The organism is Planococcus sp. APC 3906 (assembly GCF_030407685.1).
In the GTDB taxonomy this organism is placed as follows: Bacteria; Bacillota; Bacilli; order Bacillales_A; family Planococcaceae; genus Planococcus; species Planococcus koreensis.
This window is the reverse complement of the sequence record NZ_JASDCW010000005.1, coordinates 53,964-72,441: the sequence shown is the minus strand read 5'-3', so window position 1 is coordinate 72,441 and position 18,478 is coordinate 53,964. Positions and strand designations below refer to the sequence as shown.

15 protein-coding genes are annotated in these 18,478 nt (G+C 51.4%); 10 read left to right on the top strand and 5 right to left on the bottom strand.

Annotated features, from left to right (window positions below; genetic code table 11):
* Window positions 1–32 precede the first annotated feature (32 nt).
* Window positions 33–617: a biotin transporter BioY gene (locus QMA09_RS04705; RefSeq protein ID WP_290212214.1), complete on the bottom strand. Its 585-nt coding sequence runs from the start codon at window positions 615–617 to the stop codon at window positions 33–35.
* 532 nt (window positions 618–1,149) lie between these two features.
* On the opposite strand from QMA09_RS04705, the gene QMA09_RS04700 reads away from it, so the two are divergent.
* The 8 genes from QMA09_RS04700 to QMA09_RS04665 all read left to right on the top strand — a co-directional run bounded on the left by QMA09_RS04700 (window position 1,150) and on the right by QMA09_RS04665 (window position 12,049).
* Window positions 1,150–2,742: a glycoside hydrolase family 13 protein gene (locus tag QMA09_RS04700; protein WP_290212213.1), complete on the top strand. Its 1,593-nt coding sequence runs from the start codon at window positions 1,150–1,152 to the stop codon at window positions 2,740–2,742.
* A gap of 25 nt (window positions 2,743–2,767) precedes the next feature.
* Window positions 2,768–3,640: an ROK family protein gene (locus tag QMA09_RS04695; protein ID WP_290212212.1), complete on the top strand. Its 873-nt coding sequence runs from the start codon at window positions 2,768–2,770 to the stop codon at window positions 3,638–3,640.
* Between the two features lie 478 nt (window positions 3,641–4,118).
* Window positions 4,119–5,432 (top strand): ABC transporter substrate-binding protein, encoded by a 1,314-nt coding sequence (locus QMA09_RS04690; RefSeq protein WP_290212211.1) that lies wholly within the window; start codon window positions 4,119–4,121, stop codon window positions 5,430–5,432.
* A 114-nt stretch (window positions 5,433–5,546) separates the two neighbouring features.
* On the top strand, window positions 5,547–6,407 hold the full coding sequence (locus tag QMA09_RS04685) for a carbohydrate ABC transporter permease (protein WP_290212210.1): 861 nt from the start codon (window positions 5,547–5,549) through the stop codon (window positions 6,405–6,407).
* On the top strand, window positions 6,407–7,222 hold the full coding sequence (locus tag QMA09_RS04680; protein WP_290212209.1) for a carbohydrate ABC transporter permease: 816 nt from the start codon (window positions 6,407–6,409) through the stop codon (window positions 7,220–7,222). The genes QMA09_RS04685 and QMA09_RS04680 overlap by 1 nt, the downstream gene beginning before the upstream one ends.
* Before the next feature lie 13 nt (window positions 7,223–7,235).
* On the top strand, window positions 7,236–8,255 hold the full coding sequence (locus QMA09_RS04675) for a LacI family DNA-binding transcriptional regulator (protein ID WP_290212208.1): 1,020 nt from the start codon (window positions 7,236–7,238) through the stop codon (window positions 8,253–8,255).
* Window positions 8,256–8,267: 12 nt separating this feature from the next.
* Complete coding sequence (locus QMA09_RS04670) at window positions 8,268–9,908, top strand: glycoside hydrolase family 13 protein (RefSeq protein WP_290212207.1); 1,641 nt, start codon at window positions 8,268–8,270, stop codon at window positions 9,906–9,908.
* Window positions 9,909–10,042: 134 nt separating this feature from the next.
* Window positions 10,043–12,049, top strand: a complete 2,007-nt coding sequence (locus QMA09_RS04665) for a penicillin-binding transpeptidase domain-containing protein (protein WP_290212206.1) — start codon at window positions 10,043–10,045, stop codon at window positions 12,047–12,049.
* A gap of 48 nt (window positions 12,050–12,097) precedes the next feature.
* On the opposite strand, the gene QMA09_RS04660 is transcribed toward QMA09_RS04665, so the two are convergent.
* The gene (locus QMA09_RS04660; RefSeq protein ID WP_290212205.1) at window positions 12,098–12,358 is read right to left on the bottom strand and encodes a hypothetical protein; all 261 of its coding nucleotides are present in this window, start codon (window positions 12,356–12,358) and stop codon (window positions 12,098–12,100) included.
* A 30-nt stretch (window positions 12,359–12,388) separates the two neighbouring features.
* On the bottom strand, window positions 12,389–12,826 hold the full coding sequence (locus QMA09_RS04655) for a WapI family immunity protein (protein WP_290212204.1): 438 nt from the start codon (window positions 12,824–12,826) through the stop codon (window positions 12,389–12,391).
* Window positions 12,827–13,283: 457 nt separating this feature from the next.
* On the opposite strand from QMA09_RS04655, the gene QMA09_RS04650 reads away from it, so the two are divergent.
* Window positions 13,284–15,008 (top strand): ABC transporter ATP-binding protein, encoded by a 1,725-nt coding sequence (locus QMA09_RS04650; protein ID WP_290212203.1) that lies wholly within the window; start codon window positions 13,284–13,286, stop codon window positions 15,006–15,008.
* The gene (locus QMA09_RS04645) at window positions 15,005–16,864 is read left to right on the top strand and encodes an ABC transporter ATP-binding protein (protein ID WP_290212202.1); all 1,860 of its coding nucleotides are present in this window, start codon (window positions 15,005–15,007) and stop codon (window positions 16,862–16,864) included. Before QMA09_RS04650 ends, QMA09_RS04645 begins: the two co-directional genes overlap by 4 nt.
* A gap of 370 nt (window positions 16,865–17,234) precedes the next feature.
* On the opposite strand, the gene QMA09_RS04640 is transcribed toward QMA09_RS04645, so the two are convergent.
* Entirely contained in the window at window positions 17,235–17,540 is a 306-nt protein-coding gene (locus QMA09_RS04640) for a hypothetical protein (RefSeq protein WP_290212201.1), read from the bottom strand.
* A gap of 21 nt (window positions 17,541–17,561) precedes the next feature.
* Window positions 17,562–18,383, bottom strand: a complete 822-nt coding sequence (locus tag QMA09_RS04635) for a CPBP family intramembrane glutamic endopeptidase (RefSeq protein WP_290212200.1) — start codon at window positions 18,381–18,383, stop codon at window positions 17,562–17,564.
* Between the last annotated feature and the right edge of the window lie 95 nt (window positions 18,384–18,478).

Here is an 18,478-nt window from a genome sequence, read left to right as displayed (position 1 = left end):
CCTCATTTCAGAGCGCCGGCCATTTTCAGGTTTTATTTGAAGCGTTGGATAATCGGTTTTAGGCGGAAGCCGAAAAAGCCCGCGAGCACAGAAAGAATAATATCCTTCGGCAGCGGCACCATCATCCAAGCCCACGCCATTTTATACGTGAAGCCTTCCGGTGCTTCGAACCATAATTTATAAGCCGCATACATCCAGTTCGTGCCGATGACATAATTGACAACCAGCCCGACAAGCGCTGCAGCTACGAAGCCTTTGCGCGAAGGGAATCTTTCAGCAATCAATCCGGCTGCCAGCGCGATAAAGACGAAAGATACGATAAAGCCGAACGTCGGGCTGATCAAGGTATCCATGCCGCCAGAAAATCCGGCGAATACCGGAACGCCGGCGAGGCCGATAAAGGCATAGACGACCATCGAAATTGCACCCATGCGGCTGCCTAGCAAGAGACCCGCTAAAATGGCAAAGAAGGTCTGCAGCGTAATAGGCACGCCGCCGATGATCAGGAATGAAGAGATGTTTGCGCCGATCGCCATCAGCGCGGAAAACATGGCGATATGTACTAAGTTCAAAGTCTTGGAATGATTGGCCGTGCGTGTTGTAGTTGTCGTAGTCATTAGATCCCTCCAAAAGCTCAAGATAAGTTTAGTATAAGCAAGCATATATTTTGAGTCAACTTAATTTTGATTATAGTTAACACAAGTGAGCGGATACTTCGCAAAACAGCTACGCTTGCCGCGGGCGAGCGCCAAGCCTCCTCGCTCGCTGCGCTCCCTGTGGGGTCTCGGCTGTCTCGCTATCCCGCAGGCGTCTCCACTGTTTTGCTTCGTATCGACTTGAGAATTCTGTTACAAGAAATCCTTGTTTTTTAAAAAAAGAGCTATTTAGCGAAGGTGCGTCACGGGGCTAGGCGTAGCTAGGAGACGAGTGCTTTTCTCGGCTTCTAGCGGGAGCCAAGGAGTTGCCAAGCACCTTTGGCAACTCCTTTGCGACGAGCTTGCGCAGGAGCAATCGGCTTTGCACTGCCCAAAGCGACCGAAGTAGCATTTAATATATTTCTTTATTTAATTCAAGATATTTAGTTGGCAATCCAGCAATTTCATGTATGATGTTAGAATAATATTCACTTATGAGAAAAGAGGGAACTTTATGACAGAATGGTGGAAAAAGTCAACTGTTTACCAAATCTATCCACGCAGTTTCATGGATTCGGATGGTGATGGCATCGGCGATATCCGCGGCATTATCCAGAAGCTCGATTACCTGCACGGCCTTGGTGTAGACATTCTTTGGCTGTCGCCGGTCTATGATTCGCCGAACGATGACAATGGCTATGACATCCGCGATTATTACCAGATCATGAAAGAATTCGGCACGATGGCGGATTTCGATGAATTGCTGGCGGAAATTCATGCACGCGGCATGAAGCTGGTCATGGACCTTGTCGTCAATCACACTTCGGACGAACACGAATGGTTCAAGAATCATCCGGATTTCTACATATGGCGCGACGAGCCGACAAACTGGCGTTCATTTTTCAGCGGATCGGTTTGGGAATACCAAAAAGAGCGCGGCCAGTATTATTTGCACCTGTTTTCGAAAAAGCAGCCCGATTTAAACTGGGACAATCCGGAATTGCGCGAAGCGGTCTATGAAATGATGCGCTGGTGGCTCGACAAAGGTGTGGATGGCTTCCGCATGGACGTCATCAACATGATTTCGAAAGTGCCGGACATGCACGATGCGCCAGGCGGCGATGGCAGCCATCAATTCATGAATGGGCCGAACGTCCATACATACTTGAAAGAAATGAATCGGGAAGTGCTGTCGAAATACGACATCGTCACTGTCGGCGAAACGCCGGGCACGACACCGAAAGAAGCACGCGATTATACCGCGGCCAAAAATCAGGAACTGAACATGATTTTCACATTCGAGCATATGGGGCTTGACCAGGCATCCGGCGAAAAATGGGATTTGAAGCCGCTGCGTTTGACCGACTTGAAAGAGAATATGGAAAAATGGCAGCATGGCCTTCACGACGAAGGATGGAACAGCTTGTACTGGAACAACCACGACCAGCCGCGCATCGTTTCGCGTTTTGGCGAAGATACGGACTGGCGCGTCGAATCGGCGAAGATGCTCGCGACTTGCCTGCATTTCATGCAAGGCACGCCTTATATCTACCAAGGCGAAGAACTCGGCATGACGAATGTGCGTTTCGATTCGATTGATGACTACAAAGACATCGAGACTGTGAATATGTATAAAGAAAAACGCGAAGCCGGTGTTTCGCATGATGACATCATGGCGTCAATCCATGCCAAAGGCCGCGACAATGCACGGACGCCGATGCAATGGTCAGCTGAACCGAACGGCGGCTTCACGACCGGTACGCCTTGGCTGAAAGTCAATCCGAATTATCCGGAAATCAATGCGCTTCAGCACACCGATCCGAATTCGGTTTATCAGTATTACAAAAAGCTGATCGCTTTCCGAAAAGAAATGGACATCATCACCCATGGTGATTTTGAATTGCTGTACCGCGAAGATGGCGACGTTTTCGCCTACACACGCACTTGGAACGGCGAGAAGCTGACGGTCTATTGCAATTTCTCGGAGAACACGAAATCAGTTGCGCGCCCGGAAGGCGAAAAGCTGATCGGCAATTACGCGCTCAATGTCGGCGAAGGCGATGTCCTGCTGAAGCCGTACGAAGCAATCGTTTATTATCAGCAATAAAAAAACAGCTTTAACAGGAGGACCTATGGCAAACGTATTAGGAATTGACATTGGCGGCACAAAAGTCCGCATGGGCGTCATTGACGCAAACGGCAACATTTTATACGAAGAACAGATTCCCACGATCATCCCGCTGTATCCGTATTTGGAAGAAAACGTCCTGCGCATTTTAGCGCTGCGTCCGGATATCAGCGCGATCGGCGTCGGCACGCATGGCTTCGTCGATCCGAAGCAAGGCAAGGTCATCTATGCCGCGGAAACGATTCCAGGCTGGACCGGCACACCGATAAAAGAGTGGCTGGAAAAAGCGACGGGCAAACGCGTAGAAGTAGAAAATGACGCCAATGTTGTGGCGCTTGCGGAAGCGAAATTCGGTGCTGCGAAAGGGCTGGATCGTGTCGTCGTATTGACGCTCGGCACCGGCCTTGGCGGCGGCGTGCTATGGGACGGCAAATTATTAAGCGGCGGCCCGCACGGCGGAGCGGCTGAGCTTGGCCATATGATCCTGTATCCGAACGGCGTGAAATGCGCATGCGGACGCTTGGGCTGCAGCGAAATGTACGTATCCGGCACGGCGCTGCGCCGCCGCATCAAAGAAGCAGGGCTCACGATCACACCGCCGGAGCTTTTTGAAAACGCCAAGACAGATCCAGCAGCAAAGCAAGTCGTGGAAGAATTCACGTTGGACTTGGCGCTCGTCATCAGCAGCCTGCAAGCGGCATTCGACATGGAAATGGTCATCATCGGCGGCGGCGTGTCAGAAGCAGCCGACTTGTGGATGGACTCGCTCCAGCGCCAGTTGAAACCGATGCTGCTGAATCCGTTGGACATCGAAGTCGCGCGTTTTGAAAACGACGCCGGCATTCTCGGCGCCGCGCTGTTGGTGCTCGAACATTAAAATTTGATTGGAGGCAGGGAAGGCGAACGCGCCGTTCCTGCTTTTTTTATTTGGCCGCTGCAAGTAAATGAGTATTTGCCGCAAGTAAATTTGAGATACCGCAAGTAAACTGCGGTTTGGTGCAAGTAAAAAAGGATGCTGCAATTAACAAGCGGTTTGCTGCAAGTAAAGAGGCATTTACTGCAAGTAACACGCAGGTTTCCGCAAGTATTTTTAAGATAGCGCAAGTAAAAGCGGAAAAAGCACTGGTCCGAAGATTGTCTGCTCAGGTCTTGGCAGCTGTTTTACGGGATAGCGCTAATTAAAAATACATCTCTGAAAAAAATGTAATTATTTTTAAAATTACATCTTGTGCAAACGTTTTCACGGTGTTATGATACAAATAATTAATAACTGGAAACGCTTTCTAATCCGTTTCCGCTTTTTATTTGCTAATTTGTGCAAACGATTGCACAACATTCCAAAGGGGGATTTACTGATGAAGGATTTAAAGTTCAGCAAGGGGCTTGTAGCGTCATTGATGCTATCAGCAGCAGTTTTGGCAGGATGCAATAGCGGGGAAGAAAACGCTTCAGGATCTGAAGGCGGCAGCAGCGAAGAAGAAGTGACAGTTGACATCTTCCAATTCAAAGTGGAATTCAAAGACCAGTTTGAAGACGTAGTAGCGCTTTACGAAGAAGAGAACCCGAACGTCAACATTGAAATCACGACTGTGGGCGGCGGGGAAGATTACGGCGCGGCACTTCGTTCACGCTTTGCATCTGGCAACGAACCGGCAATCTTCAACATCGGTGGACCCCAGGATGTCGCGGACTGGAAAGACAATTTGTCTGACTTGACGGACACAGCAGCAGCAGGCGCGGCTCTTGAAGGCACGCTTGACGGCGTAACGGTTGAGTCTGAAGTGCTTGGACTTCCTTATAACCAGGAAGGATACGGCTTCATCTACAACACTCGCCTATTCGAAGAAGCGGGAATCGATCCTGCATCGATCACTGATTTCGCATCGCTTGAAGAAGCTGTGAAAACATTGGATTCGAAAAAAGAAGAACTTGGGCTTGAATCGGTATTCGCTTTCCCAGGCAAAGAAACGTGGGTTACAGGACTTCACTTGTCAAACACATTCCTTGCGCCTGAATTCGACAACAACGTATTGACAGCATTCGACGCAAAAACAGTCGACTTCAAATACGGTGACGCTTTCAAGAAAATCGTAGATTTGCAGAACGAATACTCAAAACAACCGACAGTGAGCCTGGATTATTCTCAGCAAGTAGAAGAATTGTTCTCACTTGAGCGCGTTGCAATCATCCAGCAAGGAAACTGGGCTTACGGCTCAATCGCTGGCATCGATCCTGAACTAGCGGACAACGGCGTCGGCCTTATGCCGATCCCTGTAGAAGGCATTGAAAATGCTGGCTTGCCAGTCGGCGTACCGATGTACTGGGGCGTAAACAAAAAAGCTGACGAAAACGTCGTCAAAGAATCGAAAGAATTCTTGGACTGGCTTTACACATCTGATGCAGGGAAGACAGCTGTATTGGAAGACTTCAAATTCATCCCTGCTTACGAAGGCTATGACACTTCGAAAATCTCTGATCCAATGTCTAAAGCAATCTATGACGCTTCCGAGTCAGGCAACACAATCGGATGGGTATTCATGGGCTATCCGACTGGATGGGGACAGGACGAACTTGGAGCTAATATCCAGAAATACCTGAGCGAAGAAGCAAGCTGGGAAGAAGTCATTGATTCAGCTAAAAAAGCTTGGGAAACAGACCGGGCTAAATAAGTCGGAATAGCGTCAATTTTCATAATTTGAGTGGTAAAACAAAGTAGCCTCCGTGCTACTTTGTTTTGTTACTAAGGCTTTCACGGTATAATTTAAGGAAGGAAAGATGCCTGTATGCGTACAAAAGATTTATCCTATTGGTTGTTTCTTGCCCCGGTTTTGCTGGCGCTTACGCTAGTTGTCATCGTTCCAATGCTTCTCGGCGTCTACTATTCATTCACCACTTGGAACGGCATCAATACAGGGGAATTCGTCGGATTCCAAAACTACATCGACTTGTTCAATGACCAGCGTTTCCTGGATTCGCTGTGGTTCACGACGAAATTCTCGGTCGTATCGGTCATCTTGATCAACTTGATCGGCTTGTCGCTCGCGCTTCTTGTTACAGGGCGCGTCCGCTCAAGCAAATTATTGCGCACAACATTCTTCATGCCGAACTTGATCGGCGGATTGATCTTAGGTTTCATCTGGCAATTCATCTTCATCAAAGTATTTGCCAGTGTCGGCGAAATTGTCGGAATGGAAAGTTTGCAGGGCTGGCTGTCCACGACGGACACCGGATTCTGGGGCTTGGTCATTTTGATGAGCTGGCAGATGGCAGGTTACATAATGGTCATCTACATCGCTTATTTGGAAGGGATGCCGAAAGAGCTGTTGGAGGCTTCTGAAATCGACGGGGCATCATCGTTCCAGCGTTTCCGTTATGTCGTTTTTCCGCTCGTTGCTCCTGCGTTCACGGTCAGCATGTTCCTGACGCTGTCCAATACGTTCAAGCTGTACGACCAAAACTTGTCGCTGACAGGCGGCGGACCTTACAATTCGACTGAAATGGTCGCAATGGAGATTTTCAAGACGGCGTTCATGCAGAATGCCTTTGCCTATGCGCAGGCGAAAGCCGTTATCTTCTTTGTGATCGTTGCGATTATCGCCCTTGTGCAAGTGTATCTGAATAAACGCAAGGAGGTCGAAATGTAATGCGGAAAAAGTGGAATATCAAACTGGAAGTTCTCGGTCTATTGCTTGCGGTCTTGTGGCTGCTGCCGTTTTACCTGATGTTCGTCAACTCGTTCAAAACGAAAAAAGAGATTTTCATGGATACGATTCGCCCTCCGGAATCATGGAGCTTTGATAATTACATCACCGCTTTCGAGGAACTCGATTTCATGCGCACGCTGTTCAATTCGTTATTGATCACCGTCGTCAGCGTGGTTTTGATCATCGTCTTCTCGGCCATGGCGGCTTATGCATTATCGCGCGCCAAAAGCAGGCTCAGCACTGTGCTGTTTTTCACATTCGTAGCGGCAATGCTGATCCCGTTCCAGTCTGTGATGATCCCGCTCGTGACAGTATTCGGCAAATTCGAAATGCTGAACCGCGGCGGATTGATCTTCATGTACCTCGGATTCGGCGCAAGCCTTTCCATTTTCCTGTACCACGGAGCGCTGAACAATATCCCGCGTTCACTTGATGAAGCGGCGACAATCGATGGAGCGAACCGCTGGCAAGTATTCTGGCACATCATCTTCCCGATCCTGAAGCCGATTACCGTTACGGTGGCAATCCTCAACATCATCTGGATCTGGAACGATTACCTTCTGCCGTCACTCGTCATCAACACACCGGGAAGCGAAACGATTCCGCTGAAGATGTTCTTCTTCTTCGGAGAATACACGAAGCAATGGCATTTGGCGCTTGCAGGATTGACGCTTGCTATCGTTCCGGTCATCATCTTCTACTTCTTTGCACAGCGTGAAATCATCAAAGGAGTATCGGATGGGGCAGTAAAATAAGGGGGACGGTAAAATGGCAGTCACGATCAAAGACGTTGCAAAACGGGCTGGCGTGTCGCCGGCCACCGTGTCCCGGGTCATCGCCGACAATCCGCGGATCACAGGCAAGACAAAAGAGAAGGTGCGGGAAGTGATGGAAGTCATGGGTTATTACCCGAATTTCCAGGCCCGCAACCTGGTGGCAAAAAAAAGCCAGACACTTGGCATCATCATGGAAAACTCGGCTACATTGGCATTTCAAAATCCCTTCTTCCCGGAAGTCCTGCGCGGCATCTCGACGCGGGCGCATGGCAGCCAGTATGGCTTGTATTTATCGACTGGCGCCACGCAGGAAGAGATTTACCGCGAAGTCGTCGAAATGGCACAAGGCAAACGGGTCGACGGCATCATCCTGCTGTACTCGAAAATCGGTGATCCCGTCATGGAGTATCTGTGCCAAAGCGGCATACCGTTCTCCGTCGTCGGTCGGCCGTTCAAAGATCCATGCGACGTCTCCTATGTCGACAACGACAACATCAATAACGCCAAAGAGGCGGTCGAATACCTGATCGGCCTCGGCCACCGGCATATCGCATTTGTCGGCGGTGCAACGGATTTCGTCGTGTCGCTGGACCGGCTGGAAGGCTATAAGCTGGCGCTTGGCGAACATGGCATCCCGTTTGACGCAACCTATACGGTCAACCAGGAATTCATGCACGGCAATGAACGCGAAGCAATCCGCCGCCTGATGAAACTTGAAATTCCGCCGACGGCGATTGTCACGCACGATGATATGGTGGCGTATGAAGTGATCGGCTATCTCGAGGATTTGGAAATCAGCGTACCTGAAGACGTCTCCATCATCGGTTTTAACAACCACGCCATTTCAAGGCATTTGAAGCCGCCGCTCAGCACAGTGGACATTTCGATTTACGATCTGGGGCTGCACGCGGCGGAATTGGTATTAGAGAAAATAACGGACGAATCGGTGCCTCCGAAACAAGTCGTAGTTCCTTCGCGATTGATTGAAAGGGGATCTTGCCGTCGTCTTTGAGAGGGATCGGATATGGATAAAAAATGGTGGAAAGAAGCGGTCGTCTACCAAGTCTATCCGCGCAGTTTCATGGATTCTGACGGCAATGGCCTTGGCGATATCAACGGCATCACGAGCAAACTGGATTATTTGAAAGACCTTGGCATCGACGTGATTTGGGTTTGTCCGATGTACGAATCACCGAACGACGACAACGGCTACGACATCAGCGACTACCAGGCAATTTTGGAAGACTTCGGCACGATGGATGATTTCGACCTTTTGATGGAAGAAGTGCACGCGCGCGATATGAAGCTGATCATCGACTTGGTGATCAACCATACGAGCGATGAGCATCCGTGGTTTTTGGAATCGCGTTCATCCCGCGACAATCCGAAGCGCGACTGGTATGTCTGGCGCGACGAACCGTTGAACTGGGAAAGCATATTCGGCGGACCGGCTTGGGAATACGATGAAAAGACGGGGCAGTATTATTTGCACATCTTCTCGAAAAAGCAGCCGGACCTAAACTGGGAAAACCCGGAGGTCCGCAAAGAACTTTATAAAATGGTCAATTGGTGGATTGAGCGGGGAATCGATGGATTCCGCGTCGACGCCATCAGCCACATCAAAAAAGACTACACGAATGTTGAAGATGCGGATGGCCATCTGTTTGTGCCTTCTTGGGAGAAAATGATGAATGTCGACGGCATCCAGCCGTTACTGCAGGAGCTCTACGATGAAACCTTCGGCAAGCACGACATCATGACCGTCGGCGAAGCGAACGGCGTATCGGCGGATGAAATCCACGACTGGGTCAGCACCGAGAACGGCAAGTTCAACATGATTTTCCAATTCGAAGACATCGGGTTGTGGAACGTCGAAGTGCGCAATGGCGTCAACGTGCCGGAACTGAAGCAAGTGCTCAGCAAATGGCAGGAAAAAGTGAACGGTGTCGGCTGGAATGCCTTATTCATCGAAAATCATGACAAGCCGCGCGTCGTTTCGACTTGGGGGAATGACCATTTGTACTGGCGTGAAAGCGCGACGGCATTGGGCTGCATGTATTTTTTCATGCAAGGCACGCCGTTCATCTACCAGGGCCAGGAAATCGGGATGTCGAACGCACCGTTTGAAGAGCTGGAGCATTTCGACGATGTCCACACGCATAATCTGTATTTCCACAAAAAAGAAACCGGCATGGAGCATGAAGCCATCATGACATTGCTGCGGGCGACCAGCCGCGACCACTCGCGGACGCCGATGCAATGGAACAACGGCCTCCACGCCGGGTTCTCGACAGGTACGCCGTGGCTTGGACTGAATCCGAATTACCAATGGCTGAACGTTGAAGCACAGGAAAACGATCCGCATTCGGTGCTGTCATTCTATAAACAGATGATTTGGCTGCGCAAGAATATGGACGTCTTCGTATACGGCGAGTATAAGCTTGTCGAGATGGGCCACGACGCCGTATTTGCTTACACGCGCGAAGATGGCGACGAAAAAGTGCTCATTGTGGCAAACCTTGCCCAGCACGCTTGCCTATGCGGTGCTCCGCCTGAGGGCTCGACGCTACTGTTGGCAAATTACCAGAACGTTGACCCTTCGCAATTGCTTCCATATGAAGCGCGGGTCTACAAAATTCCTAAAAATTCATACACCGCTAAATAAATAAGGGGCCGGAGAAAAGCGCAGACTTTTCTCCGGCTTTTTTTATTTGTGCTTTTGCGGACGGAGCGAAGAGCCCCCGTTTAACTTTTCTTCGGATTTATTGTAAAATAAAGGAATGGACAGGGGGCAGTTACATGAAAAAAATGATCATTGCAGTTATGGCGGCTGTATTTTTGCTCGTGCTCGCCGGCTGCAACAAACAAGCGACGCCGGAAGACAGGTTAGCCGAATACATAAGCCATTGGAATAAAAGCGAATTCACTGAGATGTATGATGAGTATTTGAACGAAGGCACGAAGGGCGCTTACGAGCCAGCCCAATTTATTGAGCGCCAGCAGAAAATCCAGGACGATCTCGGCATCGAGAACCTGGAAGTTTCGTATACACAGCCACCCGAAGACACGGAATGGAATGAAGAAGAGCCGGCCGATTTTCCGGTGCAGGTGAAGATGGACACAATCGCGGGACCCGTCGAATTTGAACAGCAGATGACGCTGCTTTTCGAAGAGCAAGGAGAGGAAGAAGGCTGGTTCGTTGAATGGAATCCGTCGTTCATTTTCCCGCAGCTGGAAGCCGAAGACAAAATCCGCATCGACCGCATCAAAGCGGCGCGCGGCGAAATAATGGACCGCAACAACGTGCCGGTCGCCATTAACGGCGGCGGTTTCAACATCGGCATCGTGCCGGAAAAATTCACGGATGATGCGAAAAAAGAGGAGCTTGCTAAACTGCTCAACACGACAGTCGAGGCGATCGACAACGATTTGAACCAGAACTGGGTGCAGCCTGAAATGTTCGTGCCGATCGCGAAAGTGGCGCGCACAGATGACAAAGTGATCGACGCAGCAGTGAAAATCCCGGGCGTCGGCGCGCAAAAAACGTCGATGCGCGAATACCCGTACGGCGAATCATTGTCGCATGTGACGGGCTATATCGGCAGCATCACCGCGGAACAATTGGAAGAACGCAAAGCGGACGGCTATGCAGCAGGCGACATGATCGGCCGTCAGGGGCTTGAACAAGCGCTTGAAGACCGGCTCCGCGGCAAAGACGGCTTGAAGATCTGGATTGAAAAGCCGGCTGAAGGCAGCGAACCGATCGATGTCGCTGAACAGCCGGTGGAAGACGGCGAAACGGTGCAGTTGACGATCGACGCCGAATTGCAGAAAACAGCTTATGACGCCATGAAAGGCGAGCCGGGGACAAGCGCCGCGGTCGAGCCGGAAACGGGAGAGACCTTGGCATTGGTGTCTTCGCCTGGCTTTGATCCGAACCGCTTTATGCTAGGGCTGAGCGGCGAGCAGTATAAAGCGCTGGAAGAAGACCCGGCCAACCCGCTGTTCAACCGTTTCAAAGCAGCATACGCACCGGGGTCGACATTGAAGCCGGTGACGGCAGCCATCGGCATGGAAGCGGGGACGCTCAAGCCGGCAGAAGGCATCACAATCAACGGTGAAACGTGGCAGAAAGATGCGTCATGGGGCGATTATAAAGTATCGCGCCTGCATCCGGAAGCACCGAACCCGGTCGACTTGAATATTGCACTCGTCTATTCGGACAATATTTATTTCGCCCAGCAGGCATTGAACATGGGCGCTGACACCTTCATCGCCGGACTGAACGATTACGGCTTCGGTGAAACAATCGAATTCCCGATCGGCCTGGCAGCGTCACAGATTTCCAATGAAGGCACGATCGCTTCGGCGGGCCAACTGGCGGATACGTCATTCGGCCAAGGGCAGATGCTCACGAACATTGTCCACTTGGCGTCGATGTACACGCCGTTCGTCACGGACGGCACCATGTACAAACCGACTTTGCTGCTGGAAGAGGAAGACGGGCAAGTCTGGAAAGAGGACTTGGTCAGCGCTGAAACTGCAGCGACGCTCCGTGAAGGCATGCGCAATGTTGTCGTTGATGGCTACGCGCAGTCAGCGAACATCGACGCAGCACCGCTTGCAGGGAAAACAGGAACCGCTGAATTGAAAGCAGCCGGCGAAGAACGCGGCAAAGAAAACGGCTTTTTCGTCACATACGATTCCGCGAATCCGGATTTCGTATTGGCGATGATGATCGAAAACGTGGAAGACAACGGCGGCAGTGATTACGTCGCCGGGATGGCCGCGGAAGTATTCAAATAACAGCAAAAGCACAATCGGTTTTGAGCCGATTGTGCTTTTTTTGTGGGTTTATTGCCAGGCGGATATGAACACGGTGAAGAACAGCAGGGCGCCGACCACCAGCCAGACGCTCGTTTGTGCATCAAAGCGCTTGTCCAATTTGGCGAAGCCGTGCAGTTTTTTCGTCAGCAGGCTCAAGCCCAAAAACATCAGCAAGTAGATGAGAAACGCTGCCCACCGATTGTCCGCAAGCAGCGGGTCGATGGCCAGGAAATAGATGCTCAGCAACACCAATAAAGTGATAAAGCTGATGAATGTAGACCTTCTCATGGACCATCCGCTCCTATCCAGCGCGCGCTGTTATTCTGGATTTTTCCCGAGCACCGGAAACGCCTCCAGCACCCGGTCAAGTTCATCGATCAGAATCCGCAAATAGGTCTGGTCCGACTCGAAATCACATGTCAGTTCAGCGCCGATGCCTGCCGGGTAGCACGTTTCGATGTTCCAGGAAATCTTGCCGCGCAAATCCATCGCGCCTTCGAGGTAAATATAACTGTCCAGATTTTTCAAGATGGCGGTGCCGCCAAGATTTTCGTTCATCGAGCGCAGCTCATCGACAAAATCCCGCAGCTCATCCGTCCGCAAGTCCGCTTCGAAATGCACCATATAGCCGGGAATTTCCAGATGGATTACCGAAGCGATCCAGTTGGCATCCCAAAAATCCGTGCTGTCCGGATAATTCCGTTGCAGCACATCGATCTCCAATTTCGTATTGTCCCCCAAAACGTGAAACTTCATCCCATTCACCCCGGTTTTCTTTTTCTAAGTATATCCATTAGTTTACCAATAAAATCTCCAACCGCCTATCCATTGAAACGAAACATTCGCGCGGTTCGCGTTAACATGAGTTATTTTCGCGTTAACATGAAGAGTCGGCTATTTAACATGTATTATCCAAGATTCAACAGGCGCTGCTGGGAGTTTAACATGGCTTCTTCAGAAGTTAACAGGCACTAGCCGAAATCACAGTTTGTGAGCCGCTAGCCAAGCTCAAACTGAAGAATTGGAAAAGCAGCTCTTTCTATATAAAAGAACGCATTCCAACCCGGCACATGGCAAAGTAAAATAATCACGGATTTTATTGCGCAAAAGCGTGCCTGTATTTTGACAGCTTCTGTGAAAAGCAGTAGCTTAAAAGCAAACCCTTATGGAGCTTTAGAGCTGCAGCAATGGAGAAATGAAGGGGGCGGCGCGTATGCTGAAAATCCTGAGGAATTTAAAAGTCTATAAATGGCTTGTGGGAATGGTGTTTTTGCTGGTATTCATCCAGGCGATGGCGGATCTGTTTTTGCCGACGCTGATGGCGGACATTATCGATAATGGCGTCGTCGTGGGCGATGTGCCGTATATCTGGCAGATCGGCGGCTGGATGCTGGCGGTGTCGGCGTTCGGCGCAGCGGCATCTGTAGCGGCGAGTTATTTCTCGTCGAAAGCCGCAATGGGCATGGGGCGCGATGTGCGGCGCCAAGTGTTCACGCATGTCGAGCAGTTTTCGCTGCAGGAATTTGATGAAGTGGGGACCGCGTCACTCATTACGCGGACAACGAACGACATCACCCAGGTGCAGCAAGTGGTCCTGGTGATGCTGCGCATGGTCGTCAGTGCGCCGATCATGCTGGTCGGCGGGCTCATAATGGCAATTTCGAAAGACGCCCGGTTGTCGCTCGTCATCATCGGCGCGATGCCGGTGTTGGTGGTGTCGATTTTATTCATCCTGAAAAAAGGGATTCCGCTGTTCACGGAAGTGCAGAAGCGGCTCGACCGGCTGAATTTGGTGCTGCGCGAAAACTTGACGGGCATCCGCGTCATCCGTGCGTTCACGCGCGAGCCGCAGGAGCAGGTCCGGCTCGAGAAGGCGAACCGCGAACTGACGGACGTGTCGATCCGTGTCAATAAAATCATGGCGTTCCTGATGCCGGTGATGATGCTGGTCATGAACTTGACCGTTGTCGCGATCATCTGGTTCGGGGGCATCCGCATCAATAATGGCGCGATGCAAATCGGTGATTTGATGGCGTTTATCCAATACGTCATGCTCATCATGTTCGCGCTCGTCATGGCGTCGATGATGTTCATCATGGTGCCGCGCGCGGCCGTGTCAGCGAACCGCATCAACGAAGTGCTGGCGATGCGTCCGGCGTTCCAGGACCTTGGCACTCAAACAGCCGACCGCGAACGCGGCACGCTCGAATTCGACCACGTCACGTTCAGCTATCCGGGAGCGGAAGAGCCGGTGCTGTCGGACATCACGTTCCGCGCGAAAGCCGGCGAAACGACGGCGATTATCGGCGGGACCGGTTCCGGAAAATCGACACTCATCAATTTGATTCCGCGCTTCTACGAAGTGTCAGCGGGGTCGATTCGTGTCAACGGCGTCGACATCCGCGATGCGTCACAAGATGAAATCCGCTCGAAAATCGGCTTTGTGCCACAGAAATCGATCCTATTTTCCGGTACGGTAGCTGAAAATATCCGCTTCGGCAAGCAAGATGCGAAACCATACGAAATCGAGCACGCCGCGAAAATCGCGCAGGCGGACGACTTTATCCGCTCGATGGAAGATGGCTACGATACGTATGTCGAGCAAGGTGGTTCGAATCTGTCGGGCGGCCAGAAGCAGCGCCTCGCGATTGCGCGGGCGCTGATCCGCAAGCCCGACCTGTATATTTTCGACGACAGCTTTTCGGCGCTCGATTTCAAGACCGATTCGAAATTGCGCGCAGCGCTCGATAAAGAAACCGCAGAGGCGACCGTGCTGCTCATCGGCCAGCGCGTCAGTTCGCTGATGGACGCCGACCGCATCATCGTCCTTGAAAAAGGCCGGATCGCCGGCATGGGAACCCACGACGAACTTTTGCGGACGAATAAAGTCTATAGGGAAATCGCCGAATCCCAGCTGTCAGAGGAGGAAATCGCATGAGCGACATCAAGAAACGACCTCAGCGCGGCGGGCCAGGCTTCGGGCCTCCCGGTGCGAACATGATGATGGCAGGCGAAAAGCCGAAGAATTTCAAAGCGACACTCAAGCGGCTGCTGGCATATTTGAAGCCGCGGCGCGCACGACTGACAGTGGTCTTCGTGGCGGCAATCCTCAGCACGGTCTTCACAATCATCGGACCGATGATCATGGGGATGGCAATTACGGAATTATTCGAAGGCGCATACGGTGAAATCCGCGGTGTGCCGGGCGCCTCGATTGACTTCGATGCGATTGGCCAGCTTTTATTGTTATTGGCAGGGCTGTACGTTTTCAGCAGTGCGTTCATGTACTTGCAGCAATACCTGATGTCAACGGTGGCGCAGGACACGGTCTACGATTTGCGCGAAGACGTCAGCGCCAAGCTCGAACGGCTGCCGCTCAATTATTACGACCAAACGGCAAAAGGCGAAACGCTGAGCCGCGTAACAAACGACATCGACACGATCGGCACAACACTGCAGCAAAGTTTGACGCTGTTCATCACGTCGTTCGTGACAATCATCGGCATCACGGCGATGATGCTGGTCATCAGCCCGATATTGACGGCAATTGCGATTTCCAGCCTTTTGCTGTCGGTGTTCGTCATCCGGCCGATTCTCAAGCGTTCACAGACCCAATTCGCCGACCAGCAGCGCACGCTTGGTGAATTGAACGGCCACATCGAAGAAATGTACACCGGCCACCCGGTCGTCAAAGCGTTCGGACACGAAAAGAAAGCGATCCATAAATTCAATGAAACAAATGAGCAATTATACGAAGCCGGGCGCAAAGCCCAGTTTATGTCCGGCATCATCATGCCGCTCATGCAATTTATCGGTAACTTCAGCTATGTGCTGATCAGCGTCGCGGGCGGCATCCTGGTGACGCAAGGGCGCATCTCGATCGGCGACATCCAGGCGTTCATCACGTATTCACGGCAATTCACGCAGCCAGTGACGCAGACGGCGAACATCGCGAACATTATCCAGTCGACCGTCGCTGCAGCAGAGCGCGTCTTCGAGTTGCTCGATGAACGGGAACAAAGCCAGGAAGCGAAAGATGAGTCATTAGTACGTGCGAACGGAGCAGTCGCGTTCGAGCATGTTGACTTTGGCTACGGCGGCAATCCGTTGATCGAAAACATGAACATCCAAGTCCGGCCCGGGCAGACAGTCGCCATCGTCGGCCCGACCGGCGCAGGCAAAACGACGCTCATCAATCTCTTGATGCGCTTTTACGAATTGGACGCCGGCCGCATCACGATCGATGGCATCGACACCCGGGACTTGCCGCGCGGCGAACTGCGCCGCAATTTCGGTATGGTGCTGCAGGATACATGGCTGTTCAACGGCACGATCAAGGACAATATTGCCTATGGCAAAACGGGTGCGACCGAAGAAGAAATCGTCGCAGCGGCAACAGCGGCGCACGCCGACCATTTCATTCGCACGCTGCCCGACGGCTATGACACGGTATTGAACGAAGAAGCGTCGAACATCTCGCAAGGCCAAAAGCAGCTGTTGACGATTGCACGCGCCATCCTTTCTGACCCGCCGATCATGATTCTCGATGAAGCGACGTCGAGCGTCGACACGCGGACCGAAATCCTCATCCAGAAAGCGATGAATTTATTGATGAAAGGCCGCACCAGTTTTGTCATCGCTCACAGGCTGTCGACGATCCGCGAAGCCGACTTGATCCTCGTCATGGACAAAGGCCGCGTCATCGAACAAGGCACGCACAGCGAGCTGCTCGACCGCAACGGCTTCTACGCCGACCTTTACAACAGCCAATTCGCGAAAACTGCAGCGAGCTGAGCGGAAGTTCAAGAGCATACAATGGAAAAGCCGTTCGCTGATGCGAACGGCTCTTTTTAATGAAATGCCTCCATCTTTGGTTTGAGGCAACAGATTCATCCGTCAACATGAACTAAATCGAAGTTAACATGACTTAGCCAGCCGTTAACATGAAGTGCGGGGAATTCAACATGACCTAGCGTGACGTTAACATGAACTGTTTCGAATTTAACCGGCACTAGCTGAGAAGCATCTTTCCACAACCCAAGTTCAAGTGCATAAAAGGAGCCGTTCGCCTCAGCGAACGGCTCCTTTTAATGAAATGAAAGGACACATTTCGCCGGTGCGAAATGCCAACATCTTAGGATTTTATGAAAAGTTTATTATCGCCTCAAATACCTGGAATGCCGAGAAGGTTGCCAAGAAGAAAACCCGCTACGACGATGCCGAAAGCGATGGTCACATACGTAAGTATGGACCGCTCCCGGTCTTTGCGTATAGCAAGCAGGGCCATGATCGCCCCCGTGATGGCTGCGGCCATGCCGATCAGGCCGAATAAGGTGATGAGCAGCTCCGTGGTGATCACATTGTACAATTCAGCAAAGAAATAAAGTGCAATGAATTCCAGCAGTGCCAGAGCCGCAAGCATCGTGCCGATGCGGCCGCGCAGCGTTGTCGGTAGAAAGTGGATGTCCATACTTTGCACCTCCCTGAGTATTTATTCCGAAAAGATCCGGTCTTCTTTTAACTTGCCTTCCAAGCCTTTGGCCATCCGGGAGATGATAAACAGCAGCAGCGCCAGGCTAGCGAGCAGCACGATGAGGTTCGGCATACTTTTCGTGTAGAGGTCGTTGATGCTGGTCACCATCAGCCATTGCGGGAAAGACGGATTGACGAAACTTTGGTAGACGGCAACGGTGTTGTTGACGATGTGGAGCATAATGGGAATGAGCAAATTGCCGGTCTTCAAATACAAGAGCGAGGCGATGACCGCGAACAGGAATGCACCGAAAAAGTCGATGTGGAACACTCCGAAAATGGCACTCGACAAGCCGAGCCCGTTCCAGAAGCCGAATTTTGAAATCAGCCGGTTCAGGATGAGCCCGCGGAATACGAACTCTTCCGCAATCGGTCCGATAACGGCGACGATAAAGCCGGTCGTGATCAAATACCATAATTCGTCCGGGAGGGGCTGCGGAGAGAGCACGAAATCGACAGCGGCGGGGGCAATCGGCATGAGCGCCCGCAAAAGCAGCCAAATCATGCCGATGGAAAACGCCAACGACAAAACGGTAAGCCCGAAAACAGGAAGCAGCCAGCGTACGGTGCCGCGGAAGAACACGACTTGGCGCAGTTTCACGCCGCGCTTTTTGAAGTGGTAGCTGAAAAACCACGCCGGCACGACGACGTAAAACACAAGCTGGAGCGCGACGTCGATGATGAGCGGATTTTGTGTGACCTGCAGCAGGATGAAAATCGACACGATCGATGCGCCAAACATCCAGCCGAATAAATGCCGTGATTTCATTTCCTCGAACATCCTCAGCACCGCCTTTCGTTTTAGACTAGAGCGTATTGGATCTTTCCTACATGATAACCTAAATTATGAGTTCAAACTATTCAGAAAACTGATAA

Coding starts and splice junctions, on each gene's coding strand:
- QMA09_RS04705 (WP_290212214.1), bottom strand. CDS start 617: ATGACTACGACAACTACAACACGCACGGCCAATCATTCCAAGACTTTG.
- QMA09_RS04700 (WP_290212213.1), top strand. CDS start 1,150: ATGACAGAATGGTGGAAAAAGTCAACTGTTTACCAAATCTATCCACGC.
- QMA09_RS04695 (WP_290212212.1), top strand. CDS start 2,768: ATGGCAAACGTATTAGGAATTGACATTGGCGGCACAAAAGTCCGCATG.
- QMA09_RS04690 (WP_290212211.1), top strand. CDS start 4,119: ATGAAGGATTTAAAGTTCAGCAAGGGGCTTGTAGCGTCATTGATGCTA.
- QMA09_RS04685 (WP_290212210.1), top strand. CDS start 5,547: ATGCGTACAAAAGATTTATCCTATTGGTTGTTTCTTGCCCCGGTTTTG.
- QMA09_RS04680 (WP_290212209.1), top strand. CDS start 6,407: ATGCGGAAAAAGTGGAATATCAAACTGGAAGTTCTCGGTCTATTGCTT.
- QMA09_RS04675 (WP_290212208.1), top strand. CDS start 7,236: ATGGCAGTCACGATCAAAGACGTTGCAAAACGGGCTGGCGTGTCGCCG.
- QMA09_RS04670 (WP_290212207.1), top strand. CDS start 8,268: ATGGATAAAAAATGGTGGAAAGAAGCGGTCGTCTACCAAGTCTATCCG.
- QMA09_RS04665 (WP_290212206.1), top strand. CDS start 10,043: ATGAAAAAAATGATCATTGCAGTTATGGCGGCTGTATTTTTGCTCGTG.
- QMA09_RS04660 (WP_290212205.1), bottom strand. CDS start 12,358: ATGAGAAGGTCTACATTCATCAGCTTTATCACTTTATTGGTGTTGCTG.
- QMA09_RS04655 (WP_290212204.1), bottom strand. CDS start 12,826: ATGAAGTTTCACGTTTTGGGGGACAATACGAAATTGGAGATCGATGTG.
- QMA09_RS04650 (WP_290212203.1), top strand. CDS start 13,284: ATGCTGAAAATCCTGAGGAATTTAAAAGTCTATAAATGGCTTGTGGGA.
- QMA09_RS04645 (WP_290212202.1), top strand. CDS start 15,005: ATGAGCGACATCAAGAAACGACCTCAGCGCGGCGGGCCAGGCTTCGGG.
- QMA09_RS04640 (WP_290212201.1), bottom strand. CDS start 17,540: ATGGACATCCACTTTCTACCGACAACGCTGCGCGGCCGCATCGGCACG.
- QMA09_RS04635 (WP_290212200.1), bottom strand. CDS start 18,383: ATGTTCGAGGAAATGAAATCACGGCATTTATTCGGCTGGATGTTTGGC.